General features: G+C 64.5%; 21 protein-coding genes. 5 read left to right on the top strand and 16 right to left on the bottom strand.

Annotation, left to right across the window (positions count from 1 at the left end; all coding sequences use genetic code 11):
• Nucleotides 1-17: 17 nt before the first annotated feature.
• Together eutA and VGN93_RS25040 are read right to left on the bottom strand one after the other, a co-directional pair.
• A complete protein-coding gene (gene eutA / locus VGN93_RS25045) occupies nucleotides 18-797 on the bottom strand; it encodes an ectoine utilization protein EutA (protein ID WP_327509691.1) in 780 nt (259 codons plus the stop codon).
• Between the two features lie 80 nt (nucleotides 798-877).
• The gene (locus VGN93_RS25040) at nucleotides 878-2,260 is read right to left on the bottom strand and encodes a PLP-dependent aminotransferase family protein (RefSeq protein ID WP_327509690.1); all 1,383 of its coding nucleotides are present in this window, start codon (nucleotides 2,258-2,260) and stop codon (nucleotides 878-880) included.
• Nucleotides 2,261-2,478: 218 nt separating this feature from the next.
• On the opposite strand from VGN93_RS25040, the gene VGN93_RS25035 reads away from it, so the two are divergent.
• Nucleotides 2,479-4,026, top strand: a complete 1,548-nt coding sequence (locus VGN93_RS25035) for a DUF2235 domain-containing protein (RefSeq protein ID WP_327509689.1) — start codon at nucleotides 2,479-2,481, stop codon at nucleotides 4,024-4,026.
• A gap of 56 nt (nucleotides 4,027-4,082) precedes the next feature.
• Here the strand turns inward: VGN93_RS25035 and VGN93_RS25030 are convergent, their stop codons facing one another.
• The 8 genes from VGN93_RS25030 to VGN93_RS24995 form a co-directional block, all read right to left on the bottom strand.
• On the bottom strand, nucleotides 4,083-5,588 hold the full coding sequence (locus tag VGN93_RS25030) for a calcium-binding protein (protein WP_327509688.1): 1,506 nt from the start codon (nucleotides 5,586-5,588) through the stop codon (nucleotides 4,083-4,085).
• A gap of 106 nt (nucleotides 5,589-5,694) precedes the next feature.
• Nucleotides 5,695-6,633, bottom strand: coding sequence for an AraC family transcriptional regulator (locus VGN93_RS25025; protein WP_327509687.1), 939 nt, complete (start codon nucleotides 6,631-6,633; stop codon nucleotides 5,695-5,697).
• A gap of 222 nt (nucleotides 6,634-6,855) precedes the next feature.
• On the bottom strand, nucleotides 6,856-7,497 hold the full coding sequence (locus tag VGN93_RS25020; RefSeq protein WP_327509686.1) for an Isoquinoline 1-oxidoreductase subunit: 642 nt from the start codon (nucleotides 7,495-7,497) through the stop codon (nucleotides 6,856-6,858).
• Nucleotides 7,498-7,510: 13 nt separating this feature from the next.
• Nucleotides 7,511-9,664 carry a xanthine dehydrogenase family protein molybdopterin-binding subunit gene (locus tag VGN93_RS25015; protein WP_327509684.1) on the bottom strand — a complete coding sequence of 718 codons (2,154 nt, stop codon included), beginning with the start codon at nucleotides 9,662-9,664 and terminating at the stop codon, nucleotides 7,511-7,513.
• A gap of 3 nt (nucleotides 9,665-9,667) precedes the next feature.
• The gene (locus tag VGN93_RS25010; RefSeq protein ID WP_256114845.1) at nucleotides 9,668-10,126 is read right to left on the bottom strand and encodes a (2Fe-2S)-binding protein; all 459 of its coding nucleotides are present in this window, start codon (nucleotides 10,124-10,126) and stop codon (nucleotides 9,668-9,670) included.
• A gap of 411 nt (nucleotides 10,127-10,537) precedes the next feature.
• Nucleotides 10,538-12,895 carry a xanthine dehydrogenase family protein molybdopterin-binding subunit gene (locus VGN93_RS25005; RefSeq protein WP_414714168.1) on the bottom strand — a complete coding sequence of 786 codons (2,358 nt, stop codon included), beginning with the start codon at nucleotides 12,893-12,895 and terminating at the stop codon, nucleotides 10,538-10,540.
• Complete coding sequence (locus VGN93_RS25000) at nucleotides 12,892-13,365, bottom strand: (2Fe-2S)-binding protein (RefSeq protein ID WP_327509683.1); 474 nt, start codon at nucleotides 13,363-13,365, stop codon at nucleotides 12,892-12,894. The genes VGN93_RS25005 and VGN93_RS25000 overlap by 4 nt, the downstream gene beginning before the upstream one ends.
• Complete coding sequence (locus tag VGN93_RS24995; protein WP_327509682.1) at nucleotides 13,362-14,213, bottom strand: FAD binding domain-containing protein; 852 nt, start codon at nucleotides 14,211-14,213, stop codon at nucleotides 13,362-13,364. The genes VGN93_RS25000 and VGN93_RS24995 overlap by 4 nt, the downstream gene beginning before the upstream one ends.
• A 202-nt stretch (nucleotides 14,214-14,415) precedes the next feature.
• Between VGN93_RS24995 and VGN93_RS24990 the strand changes: the two genes are divergently transcribed.
• Nucleotides 14,416-15,375, top strand: coding sequence for a helix-turn-helix domain-containing protein (locus VGN93_RS24990; RefSeq protein ID WP_327509681.1), 960 nt, complete (start codon nucleotides 14,416-14,418; stop codon nucleotides 15,373-15,375).
• Between the two features lie 395 nt (nucleotides 15,376-15,770).
• Here the strand turns inward: VGN93_RS24990 and VGN93_RS24985 are convergent, their stop codons facing one another.
• The 4 genes from VGN93_RS24985 to VGN93_RS24970 form a co-directional block, all read right to left on the bottom strand.
• On the bottom strand, nucleotides 15,771-16,097 hold the full coding sequence (locus VGN93_RS24985; protein ID WP_327510026.1) for an Atu4866 domain-containing protein: 327 nt from the start codon (nucleotides 16,095-16,097) through the stop codon (nucleotides 15,771-15,773).
• Nucleotides 16,097-16,825 (bottom strand): SDR family oxidoreductase, encoded by a 729-nt coding sequence (locus VGN93_RS24980; protein WP_327510025.1) that lies wholly within the window; start codon nucleotides 16,823-16,825, stop codon nucleotides 16,097-16,099. Before VGN93_RS24980 ends, VGN93_RS24985 begins: the two co-directional genes overlap by 1 nt.
• Before the next feature lie 132 nt (nucleotides 16,826-16,957).
• Nucleotides 16,958-17,089 carry a hypothetical protein gene (locus VGN93_RS24975; RefSeq protein WP_319312806.1) on the bottom strand — a complete coding sequence of 44 codons (132 nt, stop codon included), beginning with the start codon at nucleotides 17,087-17,089 and terminating at the stop codon, nucleotides 16,958-16,960.
• Nucleotides 17,090-17,205: 116 nt separating this feature from the next.
• Nucleotides 17,206-18,096 carry a LysR family transcriptional regulator gene (locus VGN93_RS24970; protein WP_327509680.1) on the bottom strand — a complete coding sequence of 297 codons (891 nt, stop codon included), beginning with the start codon at nucleotides 18,094-18,096 and terminating at the stop codon, nucleotides 17,206-17,208.
• A 106-nt stretch (nucleotides 18,097-18,202) separates the two neighbouring features.
• On the opposite strand from VGN93_RS24970, the gene VGN93_RS24965 reads away from it, so the two are divergent.
• Together VGN93_RS24965 and VGN93_RS24960 are read left to right on the top strand one after the other, a co-directional pair.
• Nucleotides 18,203-18,691, top strand: coding sequence for a carboxymuconolactone decarboxylase family protein (locus VGN93_RS24965; protein WP_327509679.1), 489 nt, complete (start codon nucleotides 18,203-18,205; stop codon nucleotides 18,689-18,691).
• Nucleotides 18,692-18,825: 134 nt separating this feature from the next.
• Nucleotides 18,826-19,833: a magnesium and cobalt transport protein CorA gene (locus VGN93_RS24960; RefSeq protein WP_327509678.1), complete on the top strand. Its 1,008-nt coding sequence runs from the start codon at nucleotides 18,826-18,828 to the stop codon at nucleotides 19,831-19,833.
• A 67-nt stretch (nucleotides 19,834-19,900) separates the two neighbouring features.
• On the opposite strand, the gene VGN93_RS24955 is transcribed toward VGN93_RS24960, so the two are convergent.
• Both VGN93_RS24955 and VGN93_RS24950 read right to left on the bottom strand, forming a co-directional pair.
• On the bottom strand, nucleotides 19,901-21,076 hold the full coding sequence (locus VGN93_RS24955) for an MFS transporter (protein WP_327509677.1): 1,176 nt from the start codon (nucleotides 21,074-21,076) through the stop codon (nucleotides 19,901-19,903).
• A 13-nt stretch (nucleotides 21,077-21,089) separates the two neighbouring features.
• A complete protein-coding gene (locus tag VGN93_RS24950) occupies nucleotides 21,090-21,305 on the bottom strand; it encodes a DUF1127 domain-containing protein (protein WP_327509676.1) in 216 nt (71 codons plus the stop codon).
• A 113-nt stretch (nucleotides 21,306-21,418) separates the two neighbouring features.
• On the opposite strand from VGN93_RS24950, the gene VGN93_RS24945 reads away from it, so the two are divergent.
• Complete coding sequence (locus VGN93_RS24945; RefSeq protein WP_327509675.1) at nucleotides 21,419-22,927, top strand: winged helix-turn-helix domain-containing tetratricopeptide repeat protein; 1,509 nt, start codon at nucleotides 21,419-21,421, stop codon at nucleotides 22,925-22,927.
• The last annotated feature ends 97 nt before the right edge of the window (nucleotides 22,928-23,024 follow it).

Genomic DNA, 23,024 nt, shown 5'->3' with positions numbered 1-23,024 from the left:
AAGAATTCGTCCTGTTCTTAGGCGGGAAGGGGTATTTCGAGGGTGCCGGGAAGCGCCAGCAGGCGTGCGGTGGAATGCCGATCAGCGGCGACGCCGCACAGCCGGAGGCTCGCCCAGGCGGCGGCGAGATTGCTGGTGACGACCGGCAGGCCGGTCTGTTTCTCGATCTCCGGCACGCATTCCGCGGCGCGCAGGGCCGTACAGGCGATGAAGAGCGCCTGCGTCTCCGGCTGCACCGTCTCGATGGCGAGCCTGACGATTTCGGCATGCGGCAGGCGCGCCATGTCGCGGTCGTCTTCCATGCCGAGGCAGGCGAGGCGATCGACCTGAAATCCCTGTGCCGTGAAGAAGGCATGCATGGGCTCGGCCGTTCTGCGCACATAGGGCGTGAGGATGGCGATGCGGTCGGCCTGCAATGCGCGCAACGCGGCAACGGCGGCACCCGCCGGTGTTATGACGGGCACGCCCGGTTTGCCGGCTCCGATCGCTGTGGCAATCTCCGGCTCGCCGATGATGACCGAGGCCGAGGTGCAGCCATAGACGATCGCATCCAGCGTCTCGTCCGGCAGGATGAGCGAGGCCGCGGCCGTCAGGTGCGGCTGCATGGCCCGCAGGTTTTCCGGCGTCGTCGGGTTGGCGTAGCTGACGCGCGTCACATGGACGGCGATGTCGTCGCGCGCCACGAGCCGCCGGAAATCCGCCTCCACCGTGTGGTCCGTGGCAAGCGCGATGAGGCCGATCCGCTTTCCTGCCGGGCGGTCATCCAAAGTCGACTGATGCTGCCTCTCTTCGATCATGCCAGCTCCGATGGGTTCTGCGGACATTGAGCAATGGAAAGAGATGCGCGTCAATCGGTGAAAAAGACACGTGTCAATTTCTAGATCGTCAGCACGCTCCGGTCGGGCGCGGCGCGCAGCAGCGACGCGAGGATATCGAGCCCGGTGCGGAGCTCGTCCGCCTCCGTCGCGCCGACCGACACCCGGACGGCCCCCACCGGCGATCCCGAAAGGGAGAAGGGCGTGCTGGGGGCGACCGCGACGCCGCGAACCCGGGCCTGCGACACGAAGGCCAGTTCGTCGTGATCCGGCGGCAGCGTCAGCCAGACATGCAGCGCTTCCGGATGCGCGCGATAGTGGGCACCGTGCAAGGCGTCCGTGACGATCCGGTGCCGCGCCCGCAGGGCATCGCGCTGCCAATCGACGAGTTTGCCGATCGTGCCGTCGCCGAGCCAGAGCGTGGCCAGTTCGGCGATCATCGGTGTCGCCATCCAGTTGGCCATCAATTGCCGGTTGGCGATGGTCGCCGCAAAATGATCCGGCGCTGCGATGTAGCCGATCCTCAGTCCCGGCACGGCGACCTTCGTGAAGCCGGTAAAATAGATCGTGCGTTCGGGAGCGAGTGCCGCGATCGGCCTCGGGCGGTTGGATATCAGCGGGCCGAACACATCGTTCTCGATAATGGTCAGGTCGTGTTTGCGCGCCATCTCGGCAAGCGCCAGGCGCCGGGCGTCCGGCATCAGCGTGGCGGTCGGATTGGCAAGGTTCGGCTGGAGAACCAGGACACGCACCTTGTCCCGCAGGCAGGCCTCTTCGAGCGCCTCGGGCAGCATGCCGTCCCCATCGGCTGCAATCGCGCGCACGCGCATGCCCAGATAATCCGACAGGGGGCGGATCACATGATAGCAGATTTCTTCGGCCGCCAGCACCGTTCCGGGGCCGGCGGCGGACATCAGCGCGATGGTGAAGGCGGAGGAGGCGCCGTTCGTGACGAAAAGGTTTTGCGGCGACGTGCTCACGCCGAGCGTGGAAAGCCAGGCGACCGCCGCCTCGTTGTGCCGTGGGAAAATCGTGTTCGGCCGAAAGGACAGCACGGCGGCAGGCGGCAGGGTGTCCGCCAGCCGGTGCAGCGCATCCTTCATCCGGTCCAGATGAAAGGATGTGCAGACGGGCGTGACGATGGAAAGATCGATGACATTCGCCAGGCGCTCGGCGATGTAGGGAGATTGCAGGGAAGGGCCGGTCGAGGTCACATAGGTGCCGCGGCCGACCTCGCCCGAGACCAACCCACGTCGCGCCAGGACGTCATAGGCCTTGCTGACCGTCTGGATGGAGACCTTTAGATCATAGGCAAGGTCGCGGTGCCCGGGCAGCTTTTCCTCATGCACAAGCCGGCCGCTCTTGATGGCCGCCGTGAACTGGTCTGCAAGGGAAATGTAAACCGGCCGCCGCAACTGGCCGGCATCGGGTTGCCACTTTGTCATGCATTCTTGTCCTCCAAATGCAGGACAATTTCAATCCTCATAGGAATCTTTCCAGTCGCAGGCAGCCGCAGGGTTTACGACCGGATGGCGAGCAAGACGGCGTGGGTGATCTACGGCATCAAGATCTAAAAAGGGATCGCCTTTAAATTGTAAAAGCTTCTTTCTTTCCGCCGATTTGGCGGCATACTTTCCGGCGGCAACGCTCGGGAGAAGGGAAGATGCATCTCATCATATTCTGCGACGGAACCTGGAACACGCCCGATCAACTGGAAGACGGGCTGCCGGCGCCGACCAATGTCGTGAAACTGCACCACGCGCTGGCGCCTCTGGATGCGGCCGGACGGGAGCAGCGGGCCTATTACCATCCCGGCGTCGGCACCGACGGCGGTGTGTGGGATCGCCTTGCCGGCGGCGGCATGGGCGAGGGGCTCGATCGCAACATCATGAGCGCCTACAACTGGCTGGCGCGCAACTACGAGGAGGGCGCGCAGATCTGGCTCTTCGGCTTCAGCCGCGGCGCCTATACCGTGCGCAGCCTCGGCGGCATGATCTCCCGCTGCGGCCTGTTGAAGGCCGCGGGGCTGGAGGAAAAGGCGATCTGGGCCGCCATCGAGACGCTTTTCGAGACCTATCGCGCACCGGAAAAGACCGCAAAGCCGGTGACCGCGACGAAGCGCCTGCCGTTCCATGGCGTCGCGAGCGGCCAGAAATGCAAACATTCGATGCCGATCCATTGCATCGGCGTGTGGGATACGGTCGGCGCGCTCGGCGTGCCGGACGACCTGGCGCTGCTCAACCTGCTGGACGATCCGGCCAAACAAAGCTTTCACGACACGGAGCTGAGCCCGGTCGTCAAGAACGCCCGCCACGCCATCGCCATCGACGAGCGCCGCCAGAGCTTTACGCCGACGCTCTGGACGAATGTCGAGGATCGTCCGACGGTCCAGCAGATCTGGTTTCCGGGCGTGCATGCCGATGTCGGGGGCGGTTATGGCCGCAGCGGTCTCTCCGACGGCGCGCTCGACTGGATGATCGAGGAAGTGCGGGGGCTGGGCCTGAATTTCCGCGAGAACATCCAGCAGCAGCTCGTCGCCGATCCGCTCGGCCTGCTGCACGATTCGGTGACCGGCGTGTTCAAGACCCTGCGGACCCGGCCGCGCAGCGTGCCGCTTTTCTCCGCAAGCAGCACGGAGCTGCACCGCTCCGCCCGCGATCGTCACGACAACCCGCCGCTCACCCAGGGCGACTACTGGAAGACCAGGCGCCTCGACAAGGGACAGGAGGCGACGGTCGACGTTTTCGCGCGCGAGCGCTGGAATTTTACCGGGCTCTTTCTGGAGGCCGGCGTCACCTACCGCTTTTCCGCCAAGGGCGAGTGGATGGACGGCGAGATCACCTGCCCGCCCTCCGGCACCAATGACGGAAAATTCCATCTCGGCGAAGCCGTCCAGATCGCCTCGTCGATCTTCGGCAAGGGCGAGCAGCTCTTCACCAAGCTGACCGGCAACCACCAGGTGGATTTCTGGTACACCAAGCGCGCGGAGGACGCGCCCTGGTTCTCGCTGATCGGCATGGTCGCCAATGGCGTGCTGCCGGAAAAGAAGCCGGAGGACCGGCTGAGCTTCGCGCCGCACGAAGAGTTCGAAATCGGCGCCGGCAAGGATTTCACGCCGAAGAAGAGCGGCTATCTCTATGCCTTCGCCAATGACGCCTGGCAGACCTACGACAACAACCGCGGCAGCGTACGGCTGACGGTCAAGCGGTAGCATCTCGCTTTGCCGGCAGCATGGCGGCTCCATCAGCCGCCATGCTGCCCGAGATGCTAAAGCACCAGGATATCCGCCGAGGTCAGGCGCAGGCCATCGTCCAGGGTCGCGATGTGCTGGCGCGCGGCATCGCCGGAGCCGTCGGCGTCGTAGTAGAGGGCGCCGGTCTTGTTGTCGTAGATCACCCGGTCGTTGGCATCGACCTTGGCATTGCCGACGCCGATCGTCTTGAACAGCGCCGAGCCCAGCTTTCCGAGCGAGCCGAGGCCGGCGAAAAAGTCCTTCTCCAGGCCGATCGTGTCGGCCACGCGGTTGAAGTCGGTGATCGTGTCGCGGTTGGCCGCCGTCGGCTTGTTCATGAAGATGAAGGTGTCGTTTCCGATACCGCCGGTCAGGATGTCCTTGCCGGCGCCGCCATAGAGCTTGTCGTTGCCGGCGCCGCCCGACAGCCTGTCCGCCCCCGCGCCGCCAAAGAGGAGGTCGTTGCCGCCGAGCCCGTGAATGACATCGTTGCCGCCGAGGCCGCGCAGCGTGTTGGCGGCGGCGTTCCCGAGGATCGTATTGGCCGAGGCATTGCCGACGCCGATGGCGGCCGTGCCGAGCAGCGTCAGCTTCTCGTGGTAGCGCCCGAGCGTGTGGGAGATGGAAGACATGACGAGATCGATGCCGTCGTCGTAATAGTCCCATTCGAACGTGTCGCCCGCGCCGAATATGTAGGTGTCGTTGCCGCCGCTGGCGCAGCGATAGATGTCGGCGCCCGCGCCGCCGTCGTAGACGTCGTTGCCCGCACCTCCGTTCAGCACGTCATTGCCGGCGCCGCCGTAGAGCCGGTCGTTGCCGGAGAAGCCGAACAATTGGTCGTTGCCGTTGCCGCCATAGAGTTGGTCCGCTCCGTCGCCGCTCGCCGTGGCGTAGTAGCCGCCGCCCTCGATATAGTCGTCGCCGTCGCCGCCATAGATGATGTCCGCGCCGTTGCCGCCGGCGAGATCGTCGTTGCCGCCGGCGCCGTTGAGCTGGTCGTTATCGTCGCCGCCTTCCATCTCGTCACTGCCGGCGCTGCCATAGAGTCGGTCGTTGCCGGCGTCGCCGAACAGCGTGTTGCGGACGGTTTCGAAGGTCATGTCGTTCTGAAGGCCGGCCCAGAGCACGTCGTTGCCATCCCCGCCGCGCAGGGCATCCGTGCCGCTGCCGCCGACCAGCAGGTCGTTGCCCGTGCCGCCTTCCAGCCGGTCGCCGCCGGCCTGGCCGTAAATGCGGTCGTCGCCGGCGTCACCATAGAGCACGTCGGCGGCGCCGTTCTGGCTCGTCTCCCAGTTCGGCTCGTCCTCGCCGCAATCGCCGTAGATGATATCGTTGCCATCGCCGCCATAGGCGGTGTCGCCCTCGGTATGGTCGTCGCCATTGTTGTAGATGTCGCCGAAGATCAGGTCGTCACCGCCAAGACCGCGCAGCGCGTTGTCGCTGTAATTGTCATAGGTGCCGTCGCTGAGCACCAGCGCGGTGCCCCACAGGATGTCGTTGCCGCCAGTACCGTTGATATTGCCGTTTGGATCGCGTGCCATGATGTCCCTCGTTTTTCTCGCCAGGAGCGATGGGCACGAACTTACATGCCCTTGCGTCACACTGGCTTGGGGAGGGTCTCAGGGTTTTGGGATACTCGCGGCTGTCTCAGTTCGAGACGATGCTTTGGCGAATGTCCGACGGCGTTGCCTGGAAGCGCCGGCGAAAGACCTGGTTGAACCAGGAAATATCGCCGAAGCCGACCATCAGGGCGATGGCGGCGATTGTGTGGTGGCGGAAGCTTGGATCGCCCAGCAGCCCATGCACATGGTCGAGCCGCTCGGCTGTGACATGGTCGGTAAAGCTGGTGCCTTCCTCGTAGAATAGCGCCCGGACATAGGGCACGCTGATGCCATGGCGGCGGGAGAGCCATTCGAGGGAGAGGCGCGGATCGCAGAGATGTGCGGCGATATCGGCCTTGATCGCCTGCCGGCGCGCGGCGCGCACGCCGTTCTTGCGCGCCTGCTGGCCGCTGTCGCGCTTTGCGCCCAGCATCAGCACCGCAAGATCGACGAGATGGGCGGCAAAGACCGCCTGGTCCGCGTCCGGAATATCGACGTGGTTGTGCAGCAGCGAAACGGCGTAGCTGTTGAGAAGATGGGCGGCGGGATCGCGCAGCGAGCGGGTCTTGAGAAGATTGTCGCTGGAGGCGATGCGATCGACGACGAGGCGGCGTGGAATGGCGATGCTGAGGCAGGTGCTGCGTTCGGCGACGGTGGTCACCGTCTTGCGGTCGCGCCGCATCACGTTGACGTCGCCCGGCCGGATGAAGAGGTCCTCGCCCCGCGCATCATGCACGCCATTGCCGCCGGCGACGCTCAGATAGAGCAGGTCTTCCTCGTCGGACGGGGTGACGAGCGTTACGGGCGTCGTGTTGGCAAAGGCGATATGCACATCGCCGACGCCGCGCAACGCCACGTCGATCTCGACCGGCCCCTCGCCCAGGAAGTCGATCCCGGTGCGCACATGCCCGTTATAGACCGCCTCGACAAGCTCCCGGCGCAGGGTCTCGGCCGTATCGCGCGTGGAAAACTGAACAACGGACATAACGACCCCAAGCAAAGGTGGATTGTTCGGCCTGCGATGCAAAGACTAAGCAGGGCAAGCCTGCTAGATCAAGACGTCCGATATGCCGGCTCTATTCTCGCTCATGCCCTCGCGAATCCGTTGTGCCGGTGACATTAACGTGAGCGGTCGTGAATTGCTCTCCTCTGAAATGGGCATCGCACGGAACTTTCGATCCATGCGATGCGCAGTGTTGATGGCCCGTCAGGACGCCGGACAGACCGCGCCGGTGTCCACCCAGGCCTGGATGATCTTGCCGAATTCTTCCTGCGTGCCCGGCACGGGTTCGCGGCCTTCGCCCGGATCCCATCCCCAGCCGACGAGGTCGTCATGGGCCATGTGTTCGACCATCTCGGCCATGGTCTTGTCGCCGTTGCGTTTGGGGTCCTTCAGCTGTTCGCAGATCTGGCGGAGCGTCTTGCCCTCCCAGGCCATTTCGATCGGTGCGAGATGCCAGGCGGGATTGCCGGGGATGCATTTCAGCGTATCCGCCTGGCCGACGACCGGCGTGTTCTCCGCACTGTGGCAGGTGTTGCACTGCATGCCCACCAGACCCATGCCGCCGTCGCCGCGGAAGACCGGCGGCTGATGCGGATGCATCGTCATATCCTGCAAGGGACGGTCCGTTGCCGGATGACAGTTGACGCATCGCGGATGCTGGATGACCTTGCCGGCCTCTTCGAAGAGCGCGATCGAGCGGGTGCGCTCGTCCGAAATCGACTGGAACGTCTCCGCCGGCTGCAAGGCGTTGGGGTTCTGGGCAACGGAGGCGGGGGCGAGCGCCAGGCCCGCGCCCACGATGAGACAGTGCGCAAGAACGCCCGAAAACAGGAGCTTGATTTTCATCTGACGGTATCCCTCACGAGGAAATAAGGCTGACGATGGGGAGCTGGCGAACGGGGGCGTTCGTCAGCTTTCGCCAGGCATCGGCGACCGCCGGTCCTATGGGCGGCACGCCGGGTTCGCCGACGCCGGTCGGGCTTTCCGCCGACTTGATGATCTCCACCGCGACATCGGGCATCTCGTTGATGCGGATCGACCGATAGTCGTGGAAATTCGACTGCATGATCTTTCCGCCCTTGCCGAGCATGACCGCATCGAAGAGCACGGCGCCTAATCCGTAGCCGATGCCGCCTTCCATCTGCGCCTTGATGATGTTGGGATTTACCGCGACGCCGCAATCGACCGCACACCAGACCTTGTGCACGCGCGGCGCCCCATCGGAGCCGACCGACACTTCCGCCACCTGGGCGACGAACGAACCGAAGCTTTCGACGACCGCGACGCCGCGCGCCCGTCCCTCCGGCGGCGCTGCCCCCCAATCCGCCATCTCCGCCGCCTTGCGCAGCACGCCGGCATGGCGCGAAGCCTTGTCGAGCAGCGCCAGCCGCCCTTCCACCGGATCGCGGCCCACGCGGGTCAGCAACTCGTCGACGAAGGTTTCCACCGCAAAGCCGGTATGGGTATGGCCGACCGAGCGCCACCAGAGCGGCGGTATCGGCAGCGTGATGTTGTGCGAGGTGACCTTGAGGTTGGGGATCTGGTAGGGGAGGTTGGACGCCCCTTCCACCGACGTCGAGTCGAGATCCGCCTTGGCCATGATCGACTGGCCGACGATGATCTGCTCCCAGGCGGTGATCCGCCCCTCCGCGTCGATCGCGCCGCGCATCCTGTGGGCATACATCGGGCGGTAGAAGCCGCCCTGGATATCGTCTTCGCGGGTCCACATATGCTTGAACGGCCGGTCGCCGCCGATCGCGGCATAGACCATCGCCGCCTCCTGCATATAGGGCGAGCCGAACTGCGCCTTGCGGCCGAAACTGCCGCCAGCAAGCTGGGTGTTCACGCGGACCTTCGTCTCGTCGAGCTTGAGGATCTCGGCCGCCACCTGCTGGTCGAAGCCGGGAAACTGCGCGCCGTTATAGATGTCGACCGAGCCGTCCGCCGCCTTGATGAACACCGCGTCCAGCGGCTCCATGGGGGCATGCGCGAGGAAGGGAAAGACGATGTCCGCCTCGATCGTCTGGAGCCCTTCCTGCTGGAACGCCGTCGCGACATTGCCCGTATTCGTCGCCTCGATGCCGGGTTGTGCAAAATGGCGGGCATATTCGGCGGCGAGTTCGCTCGAGGAACGGGTTTCCGCCTTGCCGAGATCCCATTCGATCCTGAGCGCGTCGCGGCCCTTCAGGGCAGTGAACGTGTTGTCGGCGTAGACCGCGATCCCCTGCGGGATCTGCTTGACGTCGACCACGCCCTTGATCTTGCGCGCCTCGCTGTCATCGAAGGATTTCACCGTCGCACCGAAATGCTTGGGGTGAGCGACAACGGCGACCAGCAGGTTGTCCGGCGTGATGTCCAGCGTGAAGATCGCGGTACCATTGATCTTCTCGCGGGTGTCGAGCTTCGGCAGGTCCGTTCCGATCAGCGCGAAGTCCTTGGGATCCTTGAGCTTCGGCTCCTGTGGCACGACCTGTTCCTTGGCCTTTTCCGCGAAGGCGCCAAAGCCGCTTTCCTTGCCGGATGCCACATGCCGCATGCGGCCCTTCTCGACCGTGATCTCGGCCGCCGGCACGTTCCATTCCTGCGCGGCCGCGGCCACCAGCATCGCCCGCGCCGTGGCGCCGGCCTTGCGCATCTGCTCATAGGCATTGGCGATGGAACTCGACCCGCCGGTGCCCTGCAGCCCGAAGGCGAGGTTTGCATAGATCTTGTTGTCGGTCGGCGAATGGACCGCGCGCATCTGGCTCCAGTCGGCGTCGAGCTCCTCGGCCACCAGCGTGGCGAGCCCCGTGAACGGCCCCTGTCCGAACTCGATGTGCTTCGACAGGATGGTCACCGTATCATCCGTGCCGATCTTTACGAAGGCGTTGAGCGGCTGGAGCTCCGGGCTTCCGCCGGCGGGTGTGCCGGTGGGCGATGCCCGCAGGACCTTCGGCGCAATCGCCACGCCGATGACGAGGCCGACGCCGGCGAGGAAACCGCGGCGGGTGGATGGGATGTCATGGATGGTCATGGCTCAACCCTCCATCGCGTCGGCAGCGTTGTGGATCGCCGCTCGAATGCGATGATAGGTGGCACATCGACAGATGTTTCCGGTCATGGCGCCGTCGATCTCGTCGTCGCTCGGCTTCGGCACCATCTGGAGAAGCGCGACCGCCGACATGATCTGCCCGGATTGACAGTAGCCGCATTGCGGTACGTCGAGCCCGGCCCAGGCGGTCTGGATGGCCTCGGCCTCCTTGCCGGAAATGCCTTCGATCGTCACGACGTCGGAGCCTTCGATCGTCGCGATCGGGGTGATGCAGGAACGGCGCGTCATGCCGTCCAGATGCACCGTGCAGGCGCCACACTGCGCGACGCCGCAGCCATATTTCGTGCCGGTCAGTTTCTCGAAATCGCGGATCACCCAGAGCAGCGGCGTGTCGGGATCTCCGGTGAACGAGCGTTGTTTTCCATTGAGGGTGAAGGTCACCATGTCCATGCATCCTTTCAGCAAGGAGCCGCGGGGCGGGGCTCATATTTAAAAGAGGTATGGCGTCAGTCGATGATGGAAAGGGACTGACGAAAGAGGCAATCAAACCAGTCAATCGGCATAGTATCGGCCGATCAAATCAAATGCGTGTGACGCGGGGGCAGGGGCCGAAATCCATGGAGGCCGCGACCCGACGCGGGCAAACGCTCAGGAATGGATATTTGTTCCTGAGACGTTAGGCCGTCGCTTCGTTGATTATGACAGGGAATTTGCAAGAATTGTAATATTTAACGGAGCCTGAATTGGTGAGTGGCAAAATAAACAGGATTTACGAAGCCCTGATCAAGGGAGCGGAGACAGGCTTGTCGGGTAACGAACTATTCAAGCATGTGAGCGGCCGCGACGCCGGCTCCTTCACCGCCGCGACAGATTGGCCTGCCAAACCGGGCTGATATGGTCGAAATCCAACGCCTTTGCATCGCCTTGCATCAGTTCCAGCACCCGCGGCGGCGTCAGGGGGAGCTCCGCCACCGGCCTTCCCGTCGCCCGCGCAACGGCGCAGGCGATGGTGGCGCCGACATTCAAGATCGGTATTTCGCCAGCACCCTTCGCACCCAGGGGGCCGATCGACGGGGCGCCTTCGTGCAGCACGATCTCGACCGGCAGCACGTCTTGCGCGAGCGGCAGGAGATAGTGCTCGAAGCCGGATTGCTCCATGCAGCCGTGGCCGTCGATGGTGATGTTTTCGTGCAGCGCATAGCCCAGGCCCTGGGTGACGCCGCCCTGAATCTGGCTCCTGATCGCGCGCGGATTGATGGCGACGCCGACATCCTGAACCACCCTGTAGCTCAAGACGTCGACATGGCCCGTATCCGGATCGACGGCGACCTCGCAGTCGTGCACGGTGAAGATCGGGATATCGATGGCGTCGATGAAGTGGCCTGCGGCGCAGCCCGGCAGGGCTGGCACGCCGGGCGCCGTGAAGTTGCCGGTGCCGGACATGGGGCCGAAGAGTTCTTCCGCGCGCTGGACGACCGCGGCGATCGTCATGCCGCTGCCGGGACGGCCGGCGATCTCGACGCGTCCGCCCTTGAGCGCCAGGCCTGATGGCGGCGTTTGCAGCATTTCGGAAGCGATCTCCAGGATCTGCTCGCGGATCTTCTCCGCGGCCATCTTGCTGGCGGAGCCGATGGAGACCGTGGCGCGGCCGCCTCCGACGCCGAGATCGCGGCCGGAGGCGTCCGTATCGGCCGTCTTGACGATCACGTCGGCGGGATGAAGCCCGAGAATTCCCGCCACGATCTGCGGCAGCGACTGGACCATCGTACCGGATCCGATCTCGACGCCGGAGGTGACGAGCGTCGCGGAGCCGTCCGCGTTGAGGTTGATGGTTGCTGCCGACGGGCCGACGAAGACGAACCAGGTGCCGACCGTGGTGGCGCGTCCGTACAGCCGGCCATCGGCCGCATCGCGCCTGTCCGCGCCGGCGCTGATCGTCTCCATCCGCTCCAGCATGGGCCGCAGCACGTCGCCCTGAAACACCTGCCCCGTGGCGCCGATATCGCCATCGCCGAGCACGTTTTGCTTGCGGAAATCCATGGGGTCCATGCCGATCGCCGCGCAGATATTGTCGGTGTGCCGCTCGAGGAAGAAGGTGTTGTAGACGCCGTTGCAGGCGCGGAAGGCGCCGTTCGGCGGTGTGTTTGTATAGACCGCGCGGCTGTTGAGTTTTATCGTCCCGAGCCGGTAGTTGCCGCCGAGCGTATGGGCGGTCATGGTGGAGAGGAAGATCTGCTCGCCGCCGTAGGCGCCGCAATCCATCAGCACGGTCGCCTCGCGGCCGACGATTTCTCCATCGGGCGTCACGGCGGAGCGGATGCGGACCTCGGCATTTTCCCGACAGAGGCAGGAGAGGAATTCCTCCTCCCGCGAATTGCAGAGCGAGACGGTTTTCCCGGTTTTCCGCGCGAGAAGGGCTGCGACCGGTTCGATGGTGCAGTCGAATTTCAAGCCGAAACCGCCGCCGACGGCGGGCACCGTGACGCGGACGCGCGATGCGGCGACGCCCAGCACCTTGGCGGTCACGTTGCGCACCGTCCAGGGCACCTGCGTCGAACACTGAATGTGAAACCGGCCGTCTTCGTAACTGGCGATGGCGCAGCGCGGCTCGAAGGGCACATGGCTCTGGCGGCCGACGCGGAAACAGTCGTCGACGATGGTGACGTCCGGGCGGGCGAAGGCCGCTTCCGTATCCCCGCGCATGACATGGGCCTCCCAGGCGACGTTGCCACCGCGGGACGCGCCCTCCTTGAGGAGCTCATAGTTCTGCCAATCCGGGTGGATGAGGCGCGCATGCTCGCCCACGGCTTCGGCCATGGTCAAAACTGCGGGAAGCGGCTCGGTTCTCACCACGACGGCTCTCGCGGCGGCCTGTGCGATTTCCAGCGTGTCGGCCGCGATCGCCGCGATCGGCTCGCCGTGATAGCGGATGAGGTCGCTTGCAAACAGCGGATGGTCCGCCACGCCGATGCCGTGCAGGCCCGGCGCATCCGCATGGGTGACGATCGCCCGCACGCCCTTCATCGCCAGCGCTTTCGAGCAGTCGATTTCCAGAATGCGGGCGGATGCCACATCCGAGCGCACCTGCACGGCATGCAGCATGTCCTGCCCGATATTGTCGATCGTGTAGCGGGTGCGGCCGGTGAGTTTGTCCTGCGCGTCGCGCCGGGGCAGGTCCATCACCACGGAGGCGAGATCGGTCACAGCGTTCATCGGCCGGATACCTTTCGCATGTCCTGGATCGACAGGACGGCATCGACGATGCGCTCATAGCCGGTGCATCGACAGATATTGCCCGAAAGCGCCGCCTTCACCTCGCTCCGGCTGGGCGCGGGATTGGTTTCCAGAAACGCCGTCAGCGTCATCACCATGCCGGGAAAACACATGCCGCATTGAACCACGTCATGGTCGATGAAAGCCTGCTGCACCGGATTGGGCGCCTCGAAATGCGCAAGGCCCTCGATGGTGACGATGCTGCGGCCGTCGAGCATGCCGACGGGCCTGAGGCAGGACGGAACGGCCTCGCCGTCGACCAGGACGGTGCAGGCGCCGCAAAAACCTTCGCGGCAGACCGCCTTGGCGCCCGTCAGGCGACAGCTGTCGCGCAGCACATCCAGCAGCGCTGTCCGGGGATCGGCCGCGACGGTGCGGACGTCTCCGTTGATGGTCAGTTCGATGCTCATGATGCCCTCGTTTCGTAATCTGTCCGGATGGTTTCGAAGGCGCGGCGCACGAGCACGGGCAGGATGCTGGTGCGATACCAGCCGGGCGCATCGACGGCATCGCGGCCGGTGAAATCGGCAATGAGGTCTCGCGCCGCCGTTTCCGCGATCGCGGGGTCCGTCGGCTGGCCTTCCAGCGCCTGCTCCAGGTTTTGCCAGCGGCGAGGGTTCGCCTCCACCGCGCCGACGCCAATGCGCGCATCGCGAATCCTGCCCCTATCATCGATCCCTGCGGAGATGCTGACGAGGGCGCAGGGATAGTCGCCCGCCTTGCGCATCGGCAGACGCGCGTGCGCGCTCAACCGAGTGGTTCGCGGCACGATGATGCCGGTCACGAGCCAGGGCCGTTCACGGCTTTTCCGGCATTCCAGAAACGCCTGCACCGGCAGCGTCTCCAGCCCTGCCGGGTCGCGAAGCTCGATCCGGGCATCAAGGCTCAGCAGTGCCGGCGCGAAGTCGGAGGCGGCGAAGGCGGTGGTGCAGATATTGCCGCCGATCGTCGCGATGCGCCGCACACCGGGATTGGCGGAGCGAGCACTTGCCCGCTTGAGGACCTGGAGATCCGACGTCGAGGGGAGTTTCGGCGCCAGTGCATCATGGGTCGCGAGCGGGCCGATCGATATGGTGTCGTCCGTGACGTCGACGCGCTGAAAACCCTCGATGCCGGAGAGGGCGACGTAGGTCGGCGGCGTTGCTTCATGCCGCAGCGGGCTTCTCATCACCCAGGTGGCGCCGGCGACGGGGATGGTCCCGGGCCCGGCGGTGGCGAGATCGTTCAGCGCTTCGTCGACCGATCGGGGAAAGGTCATCCGTGGTCGTGATGGTTGCGTCAGCATGGCAGGCTCACCCGTTTCGGTTCGGAAAAAGGTAGCCGGGTCATGGTGTGCCGCATGCAGGAAAGCGCACGATTTCGTGGAGGAAAGCGCGATGCCATTGCCGCGAGGATATTTGCGTGCCCCGGCATCCTTTGTTAGGCTTCGATCCTGGCTCCCAATGGAGGATGACGGATAGATGGCACCGGGCGCGGGTCGATCGGCTGATGACGGTCTTGCCGATTGGCAGCAGAGGGTTTCTGCGGCCTATTTTCCGCTCGTCACCGAGGGGCGCCGGGGGAAGAATTTCCGCGGGCGCATGGATATCTGGCAGCTTGGCCTCGTCAGCGCCACGCGCATCGATTGCGACGCGGTGCTCTATCGCCGGACATCCCGTCACCTGCGCGAGGAGCGCGAAAGCGCCTTCCTGATCTCCATTCCGGGATCGGCCGAGGTGACGTTCCACCAGAGCGCGCGCCAGGCGCAGTGTCGGCCGGGCGGTTTCGTCATCGAGCGCAGCGACGCACCCTACGAATATTGGCATGAGACACCCGACGTGCAGTGGGTGGCGAAAATCCCGCGCGACAGCGTGCGGGCGCGCATCGGTTCCTTCGAAAAGTTCCTCGGCCTGAGCATGGATGCCCGCTCGGGCATTGCCTCCTATTTCCTGTCGAGCCTGTCCTCGGCCGTCACCCATGCGGACGCGATGGACGAGAGTGCGCGTGCCGTTGCGGGCGAACACCTGATCGAGGTTCTCTGTCTGGCGCTGCTTGCGGGCGAGCGGGCGCTCGACAGTTCGGAATCCGCCGTCCGCCGGGCGCATCTCCACCGCGCGGAAACCTTCATCCGCAAGAGCCTCAAGAATCCCGGCCTTTCGGCGGGAATGGTGGCGGAGGCGTGCGGTATTTCGCTGCGCTATCTGCAACAGCTTTTCGAAGGCACGGGCTTCACCGCCAGCGGCTATATCCGGGAATGCCGGCTCGTGCGCTCAGACGAGGACCTGCGCCGCGGCGGCGACACGATCACCGCGATCGCCTACCGGTGGGGGTTTTCCGACCAGGCCCAGTTCAGCCGCCACTATCGCGCCCGCTTCGGCCTCACGCCCAGCGAGGCGCGTCACGGCGTCGCCGCTTCCTCGGTCAGCCAGTTGATGAAATAGGCGACCTTCGTCGAGATCGCGCGCGGACACGACTTCATCGCTGAGCGCGACGCCAAAACCGTCTCGTGCAGCTTGCAGGACGATGCCGAAATCGTCGAAATACACATCCGCCTCGCCGGTATAGGCAATGCCGGCTTCGGCCTGCCAGCGCCGCCATTGCGAGCCGTCATCCTCATGCAGCAGCCGGTGACAGGCGAGGTCGGAGGCTGGCGGATGGCATTCGGCCCGCGCAGAAGCTGCGGGAACCTTTGCCTTCAGCAACTGGATGAGTGCCGGGTCCATAAAATCGTAGTCGTCCGGGTCCATGGTGAGTGGGCTCGTTACATGAGAGGCTTCGCGCGGATCAACGGCGATTTGGTGTTTGCCGGCCGCCTTCGGCTGGCCGGCAAACGCGGTCACGGCGCCCGATACAGGATCATGCCGCCGTGGTGCAGCACGCCGTCGATGAAGTCGCCGTCTGCGGTAAAGCCCGTATCGTCCCAATAGTCGATGTGGTTGCCGGTGACCGCGTAACGACCCTGATAGGCGCTCTTGCGCGCGCCGCGCGCTTCGTCATACCGGCCGTTCGGCAGCAGTTCGTGGCGGATGTGGCCGTCTTCGGTGACCCACATGCCGAGATAGGGATGCGATTGACTGTTCATGTTCGCCTCTGCGCGGGTGCGATGGAAGAGCGCTGGAACGAGCGCCGCTCCAGCGAGATGGAGGAGGGAGCGGCGGCGCATCATGGCGCCGCCTTCGTCGGCCGGACGACGATCTCGTTGACGTCGACATCCTCCGGCTGCTCGATGGCGAAGCGCACGGCGCGGCCGATGGCGTCCGGCTGGAGCGCAATGGCGCGGTAGGTCTTCATGGCGTCGGCCGCCACCGGATCGGTGATGGTGCCGGCAAGCTCGCTCTCGACGACGCCGGGATGGATGCAGGTGACGCGGATGTCGTCCCGCTCCTGGCGCAGACCGTCCGAGATGGCGCGCACGGCATATTTGGTGGCGCAGTAGACCGCTGCGGTGGGCGAAACCGCCAAGGCGCCGATCGAGGCAATGTTGATGACATGGCCGGCACCGCGCGCGGTCATTTCGGGCAGCACGGCCGCGATGCCGTAAAGCACGCCCTTGATGTTGACGTCGACCATCTGGTCCCACTCGTCGACTTTCAGGGAGGCCATCAGAGACAGCGGCATGACGCCGGCATTGTTGACGATCACGTCGACGTGGCCGTAGGCAGCCCTTGCAGCCTCGACGAAGGCGACGACATCTGCGCGGTCCGTCACATCGAGCCGGCGGGTTTCGACGGTCCCGCCCTTGGCCCTGATCTCGTCGGCGAGTTCCGACAGGCGATCGGTTCGTCGCGCGCCCAGCATGAGCTTCATGCCGGCCGCGCCCAGTTCACGCGCTATGCCGGCGCCAATGCCGCTGGAAGCGCCGGTGATGAGAACGACTTTGGACATTTTGATTTCCTTTCCGGTGACGCTCGAAAGGCTCTCGAGCGTTGGAGGGAAATTTAACGATCATCCATTGTCGCGATAAGTCGTCCACTGGTTTCCATGTTGGGAAGAATTTCTAACCAATTACGTCGAACTTGGCATTCACGAAAGGAAGGCTGCCATGATGAGCAGCATGCCGGCGCTGAGCAAGAGGCCTATGGCCAGGTGTACCAGGGGATCGCCTTCGAACGTCCTCTTTCTGTAGGGAAGGCGGGCGTGCTTGTGCTTGTCCATGTCGCTACTCCTGTTAAGTGCGACTGGATGTACGAACGCGATCCCCGCTTCAGTAGATGGCGGATCGTGAGCAGTGTGGTTAGCATTCTTGGACAATCGACGTGTCAGCCGGCAGGCTAACGAAGGCTCTGGACGTGCGTGATGAGGGCGCGCAGCTTCGGGGCGACATTGCGGCGGCTTGGATAATAGAGAAAGAAACCTGGGAAACCGGCGCAGAAATCCTCCAGAATGGGAACAAGTTCGCCGCGCTCGATTGCGGGGCGAAAAGTTTCCTGCATGCCGAAGGTGATCCCGGCTCCGGCGATGGCGAGTTTGATCATCAGGGCCATGTCGTTGGTGGTGATCTCGGGTGACACGGCGACGCTGAACTCCTTGCCGTCTTCCGTGAACTCCCAGCGATAGGGCGCGGTCTTGGGTCCTGGCCGCCAGCCGATGCAACGAAAGTCCGGAAGGTCGCGCGGGTGCGCGGGCAGGCCGAACCGCTCGCGAAACGCCGGCGCGCAGACGGCGATCTGCCGCTCCTCGCCGGCGATGGGCACGGCGATCATGTCCTGCTCGATGACCTCGCCGAGCCGCACGCCCGCGTCGTATCCGGCCGCGACAATATCGAATTCCTCGTCCGTCACGGTGATGTCGATCTGGATTTCCGGGTTTTCCTCGGCAAAGGCCGCCAGCATGTCGCCCGAGAGAAACCGGTCGGCGATCGACGAAACGGCCAGCCGCAATTGTCCCCGCGGCGGGCCGAGCAGGTTCACGGTCACCTCGACCGCCGCGCGCATGTCGGCGATGGCCGGTGCCACTTCATTGTAAAGGCGTTCGCCTGCTTCGGTCAGGTTGACGCTGCGCGTGGTGCGCTGGACGAGTGCTATTCCGAGCGTGCCCTCCAGGCGCGCGATCGTCTGGCTGACCGCGGAGCGGGAGACGCCCAGACGATCTGCCGCGGCGCGAAAATTCTTCTCTTCGGCGACCAGGGCGAAGATGGCGAGCGCATTGAAGTCGGCGTCCATTGGTTAGCAGTTCTTTCCACGGAAGAAAGGAATGGCAAACTTATCACAACAATGGCGCGCGTCTATCCTCCTGCCCATGGCAACCAACGATCGGAGAAAGACGACAATGACATTTCTTTCCAGCATTTCACTCGCCGGCGCGACGATCGCGCTATCCCTTGGCGGGCCGGCGGCGGTCGCCGTCGCCGAAACGACGGAACGCCGCCTGCAGCGCGGCGAGGCCGTGATCCGGGACCTGAACCTCGGTGCCCCGCAGCCCACGCTGGAGCGCATGCGGCAGGAATTTCCCTTTCTGGCAGAAGCGACGCAGGCCTATGCGCTCGGCGATGTCTGGTCCCGGCCGGGGCTCGACAACCGGACACGCCAGATCGCCGCCGTCGCCGCGTTCGCCGCCATGGGCGAGACGGCCTTCATGAAGATCCATGCGCAATACGCCCTCAACATCGGCGTCTCCGAGGACGAACTCAAGGAAGTCGTCTACATGATAACGGTGCCGGCCGGTTTTCCGCGTGCCATCTCAGCCTCGCAGGTGTTGTCGGATCTGTTTGCAGAGCGCGCGGCATCGGCCGGGCAACCGGCCGGGGACGGAGAATGATCCGCGTCCCCGGGGCTTATCGTCTAGACAATCTCTAGATCCAACCCCCTCCTCGAATCCGCGGCAAAACTGCGTTAGATTAGCGGTCCTGCGCATTCGTTGCGCAGGGGAGACATCGCGGTCGGGAGGTGGTGATGGATTACGCCGATAAGTTCGCGCCAGTCTCCGGGGAAGAGGGGATCGTTGCCTCGAGCGCCTATGCGGCCGGCCGGCGTGTCGCCGATATAGCCATCGAGGAGGCCGGCGAATGGGCGGCCAAGGAAGGCCATGTCGTGTGGATCGGGCTGCTGGAACCGAGCCGCGAGCTTCTCCTGCGCGTCCAGGCGCAGTTCAACCTGCATGACCTGGCGATCGAGGACGCCGAGCACCCGCATCAGCGCCCCAAGCTGGAGCAATATGGCGATGCGCTGTTCATCGTCGCGCGCACCGCGCAATTGATCGACCGGCGCGTCATCTTCGGCGAAACGCATGTTTTCGTCGGCAAGGGCTATATCGTCAGCGTCCGGCACGGCCCCTCGACCTCATATGCGACGGTTCGCCAGCACTGGGAAAGCTGCCCGCATTCGCTGGCCAAGGGCGAGGATTTCGTTCTCTATGCCATTCTCGATTTCATCGTCGACAACTACATGCCCGTGCTGGAGCAGCTCGAATACGAGGTCGAGGAGATCGAGGACAAGGTCCTGGTCAGGCCGATGACGGCCACCGATATCGAGAGGCTCTACATGATGCGCCGCGACCTGCTGCGGCTGCGCAATGCCGCCCTTCCGCTGGTCGAAGTCTGCCGGCGGCTGACGAGCGCCGACCTGCCGCAAATCCAGGCGGCCATGCATCCGCTGTTTCGCGATGTGACCGATCACATCCGCACGGTGCAGGAAAAGATCGACAGCCTGCGCGAGGTGCTGGCCTTCGCCTTCGAGGCGAGCCTGCTGGTCGGCCAGAGCCAGGAGACGGCGATTTCCAAGAAACTCGCCTCCTGGGCGGCGATCCTCGCCGTGCCGACCGCGCTTGCCGGCATCTACGGCATGAATTTCAACGACATGCCCGAATTGCGGATGGAATACGGCTATCCGATCGTGCTCAGCGCAATCGTCGCCACCTGTATGTTCCTCTACTGGCGGTTCCGCAAGAACGGCTGGCTTTGAACGGCGCATGAAGAACGAGCCATCATCGTAGGCCGACGCGAAATTTGCGGGCGCATTGGGACCGCGGTCAGAGCAGCCGTCTCGGCGCCATCAAAAATACCGCCAGGACGCAGCACAGCAGCCCGAGGGACAAGGGCAGCCCCTGATGGCCGACCAGTTGCATCGCCAGTCCCGTGGCCGGTGAGCCGATGATGCCCCCCATGCCCCAGGCGAAAGCGAAGGCCGCGTTGCCGGCGATCAGGGCCTGGCCAGTGAAACGCTCGCCGAGCCGGATCAGCGCCATGGTGTAGATCCCGAAGGAGACGCCGCCCCAGACGAAGAAGACCGGCCAGATGAGCGGCGCGTTGAAGAGCAACGGCAGCAACAGGCAGCCGGCCAGCGACGCCAGGACACAGAAGAGCATGGTCCGCGTCGAGCCGACCCGTTCGGCGACACGCCCGAGAACGATCTGCAGCACGGCATTGCCGGCGACGAAACAGGTGATGAGCGACGCGGTGCGCTCCTCCGCGCTGGCGAATGCCGCACCATAGACCGCAAACAGGGACAAGAGGACCTGCTCGAAGGCGGCTGCGGTGAAAACGGCGAACAGGAGCAGCGGCGCCAGCGCGAAGAAGCCACCGACCGATGTCGCCTCGCCTTCATGCGGCATTTCCGGCAGACGCGGCACGACAGCGAGCATGATGGCGCCGCAGACAAGGAAAGCCACGATGCCGATCAGGAAGGGTGGCCACCCCTCGGCGCCGACCAGGCCGAGCGAGAGCGGACCGATGGCGAAGCCGGCCGAAACGATCGATGAATAGAGACCCATGATGCGGCCCCGGCGGGACGCAGGCGTGATCGAAAGCAGCCAGGTCTCGCTGATCACGGAAAGCGGATTGGCGAAGAAGCCGAGCAGGAAGCGCAGCGGCATCCACGCCCAGACGTCCTGCGTGAGGGCAATCGCGATCAGGGTGAGTGCGGCAAGCACCGAACACAGGATCGCAAGCCCCGCGCCGCCCACGCGCAGCACCAGCATCGGAATGAAGGGCGCGGAAACGATGAAACCCAGCGGCGTCATAGCCGCCGACAGGCCTATGAGGCCGGACGTCGTGCCCTGCCGCTCGAGGATGAAGCTGAGCAGCGGATAGGTCAGCCCCTGCGCCACCGCGAACACCGTGACGGTCGCGATGATGCCGGCCATCGCGGCCCAGGGGATCCGATCATGGCGCGATGCCGTCGTACAGGCTTGGCGGTTCGATGTCATTGCGGCATTCGCCTCATACTTGCCAGAAGGGCTTGGCGATCTCCGCCTCGACCTGTCGCGTCGTCAGGCCGATATCGTCGATCAAATGGGGATTGGCCTTCGATTTTTGCGCGAGGTCCCAGCGAAAGCGTTGCCGCTCGTCCCAGATCGTGATCGTGTTTCGCAAGACCGTGAGGCTGGAGGGCCGGTTCGACACGTCCGCCGATCCCGCAGGAAGACTATGGCTCATAACAACCTCCTTTGGTCCGAAAGAGGGTGAATTCTGCCGGATGCGACCCGCGCCGTAATTAAGCCCTCCCAAAAAGTTCTCAAAAACATGCAAACCGACTATAGATGCGCCGCATGCAGGGATCGCGGTTTGCCTTTGGTCTGTTCGTACTTGATCCGGCGGCGGGAACGCTCCTTCGGGACGATGAACCCGTTGCCATCGGCCATCGCGGGGTAATGCTGCTTGCGGCGCTGGTCGCCCGGCCGGGCGAAATCCTCGACAAGGCCGCGCTGATGGATGCGGCGTGGCCGGGCATGGCCGTCGAGGAAGGCAATCTCACCGTCCAGATTTCGCAGCTGCGCAAGCTGCTTGGCCCGGCGGCCGGTGGCGGCGAGTGGATCGCCACGGTTCCACGCATCGGCTATCGCTTCACGGGGGTCGTCGAACACCTCGGTGGCGCGAAGCGAAAACCCCTGCCGCTGCCCGACAAGCCCTCGATTGCCGTGCTGCCTTTCGTCAATCTCGGCAACGATCCCGAGCAGGAATCCTTTGCGGACGGGTTGACCGAGGACCTGATCACCGACCTGTCGAGAACCGCCGGCCTGTTCGTCATCGCCCGCAACTCGGCCTTCGCCTACAAGGGCAAGGCGATGGACGTGCGTGCCATCGCCGAGGAGCTTGGCGTGCGCTATCTGCTGGAGGGCAGCGCAAGACGCGCCGCGGGGCGCGTGCGCATCAACGCCCAGCTGGTCGATGCGGCAAGCGGCGATCATCTCTGGGCGGAACGTTTCGATCGTGGCCTGGACGATATCTTTGCCGTTCAGGACGAGGTGACGGGCAAGATCGTCGAGGCGCTGCTCGGCCGGCTGCAGGCCTTGCCGCCGCGCAATCGGCCCAGGAATATCGAGGCCTACGATCTCTGCGTGCGGGCGCGCAAGCTGATGGACGACACGCCGCAATCGGCGCGCGAAGCGCATCTGATGCTCACGCGAGCGGTCTCCCTCGATCCCGGATATGCCGAGGCCTATCGGTGGCTCGCCATGAACCATTGGATGGGATTGGTGCATAGCGGAGGGCCGACGGCACCGAACCGGGACGTAGCCCTGGAACTGGCGCGCAAGGCCGTCGCGATGGACCCCAACGATGCCGGCTGCCGCTGGGTCCTGGCCTACCTGCTTGCCTATGAGCGCAGCTTTGCCGAGGCGGAGGCGGAATTCGCCAAGGCGATCGCGCTCGATCCGAACGAGGCCGACACCTTTGCCGCTTTGTCCGATATAGCGGTCCTGGCAGGGCGCATCGAGGAAGGCCTCGAGCACATCCGCAAGGCATTCAGATTGAACCCGTTTCCGGCAAGCTGGTACTACCTGACGCTCGGCCAGGCACTATATGCCGCCCGCGATTACGAAGCCGCCGTCGAGACACTGCGCCGGGACGAGACCTACCGCACAAGCTCCCGCCGCTTCCTGGCGGCAAGCCTTGCCCAGCTCGGCCGGCTCGATGAAGCGCGCGCGGAGGCCGAACTGTTCCTCGTCGGCAACCCTGATTTCACGACCCGCCACTGGGCGACGACCGAGCCGTTCCGCGACGCCGCGACGCTTGCGCATTTCGTCGATGGTTACCGCAAGGCCGGCCTTCCGGAGTGACCGAGATCTCGGTGCATGTCGATTAACTCGTTGCCAGCGGACGGTATCCACGTGGAAAACATCAACCGCTTAAACAGGATCTCTCGTCTGATTGGCC

The organism is Shinella sp., assembly GCF_035998705.1.
Taxonomy (GTDB): domain Bacteria; phylum Pseudomonadota; class Alphaproteobacteria; order Rhizobiales; family Rhizobiaceae; genus Shinella.
This window is presented reverse-complemented; position numbering and strand designations above follow the sequence as displayed.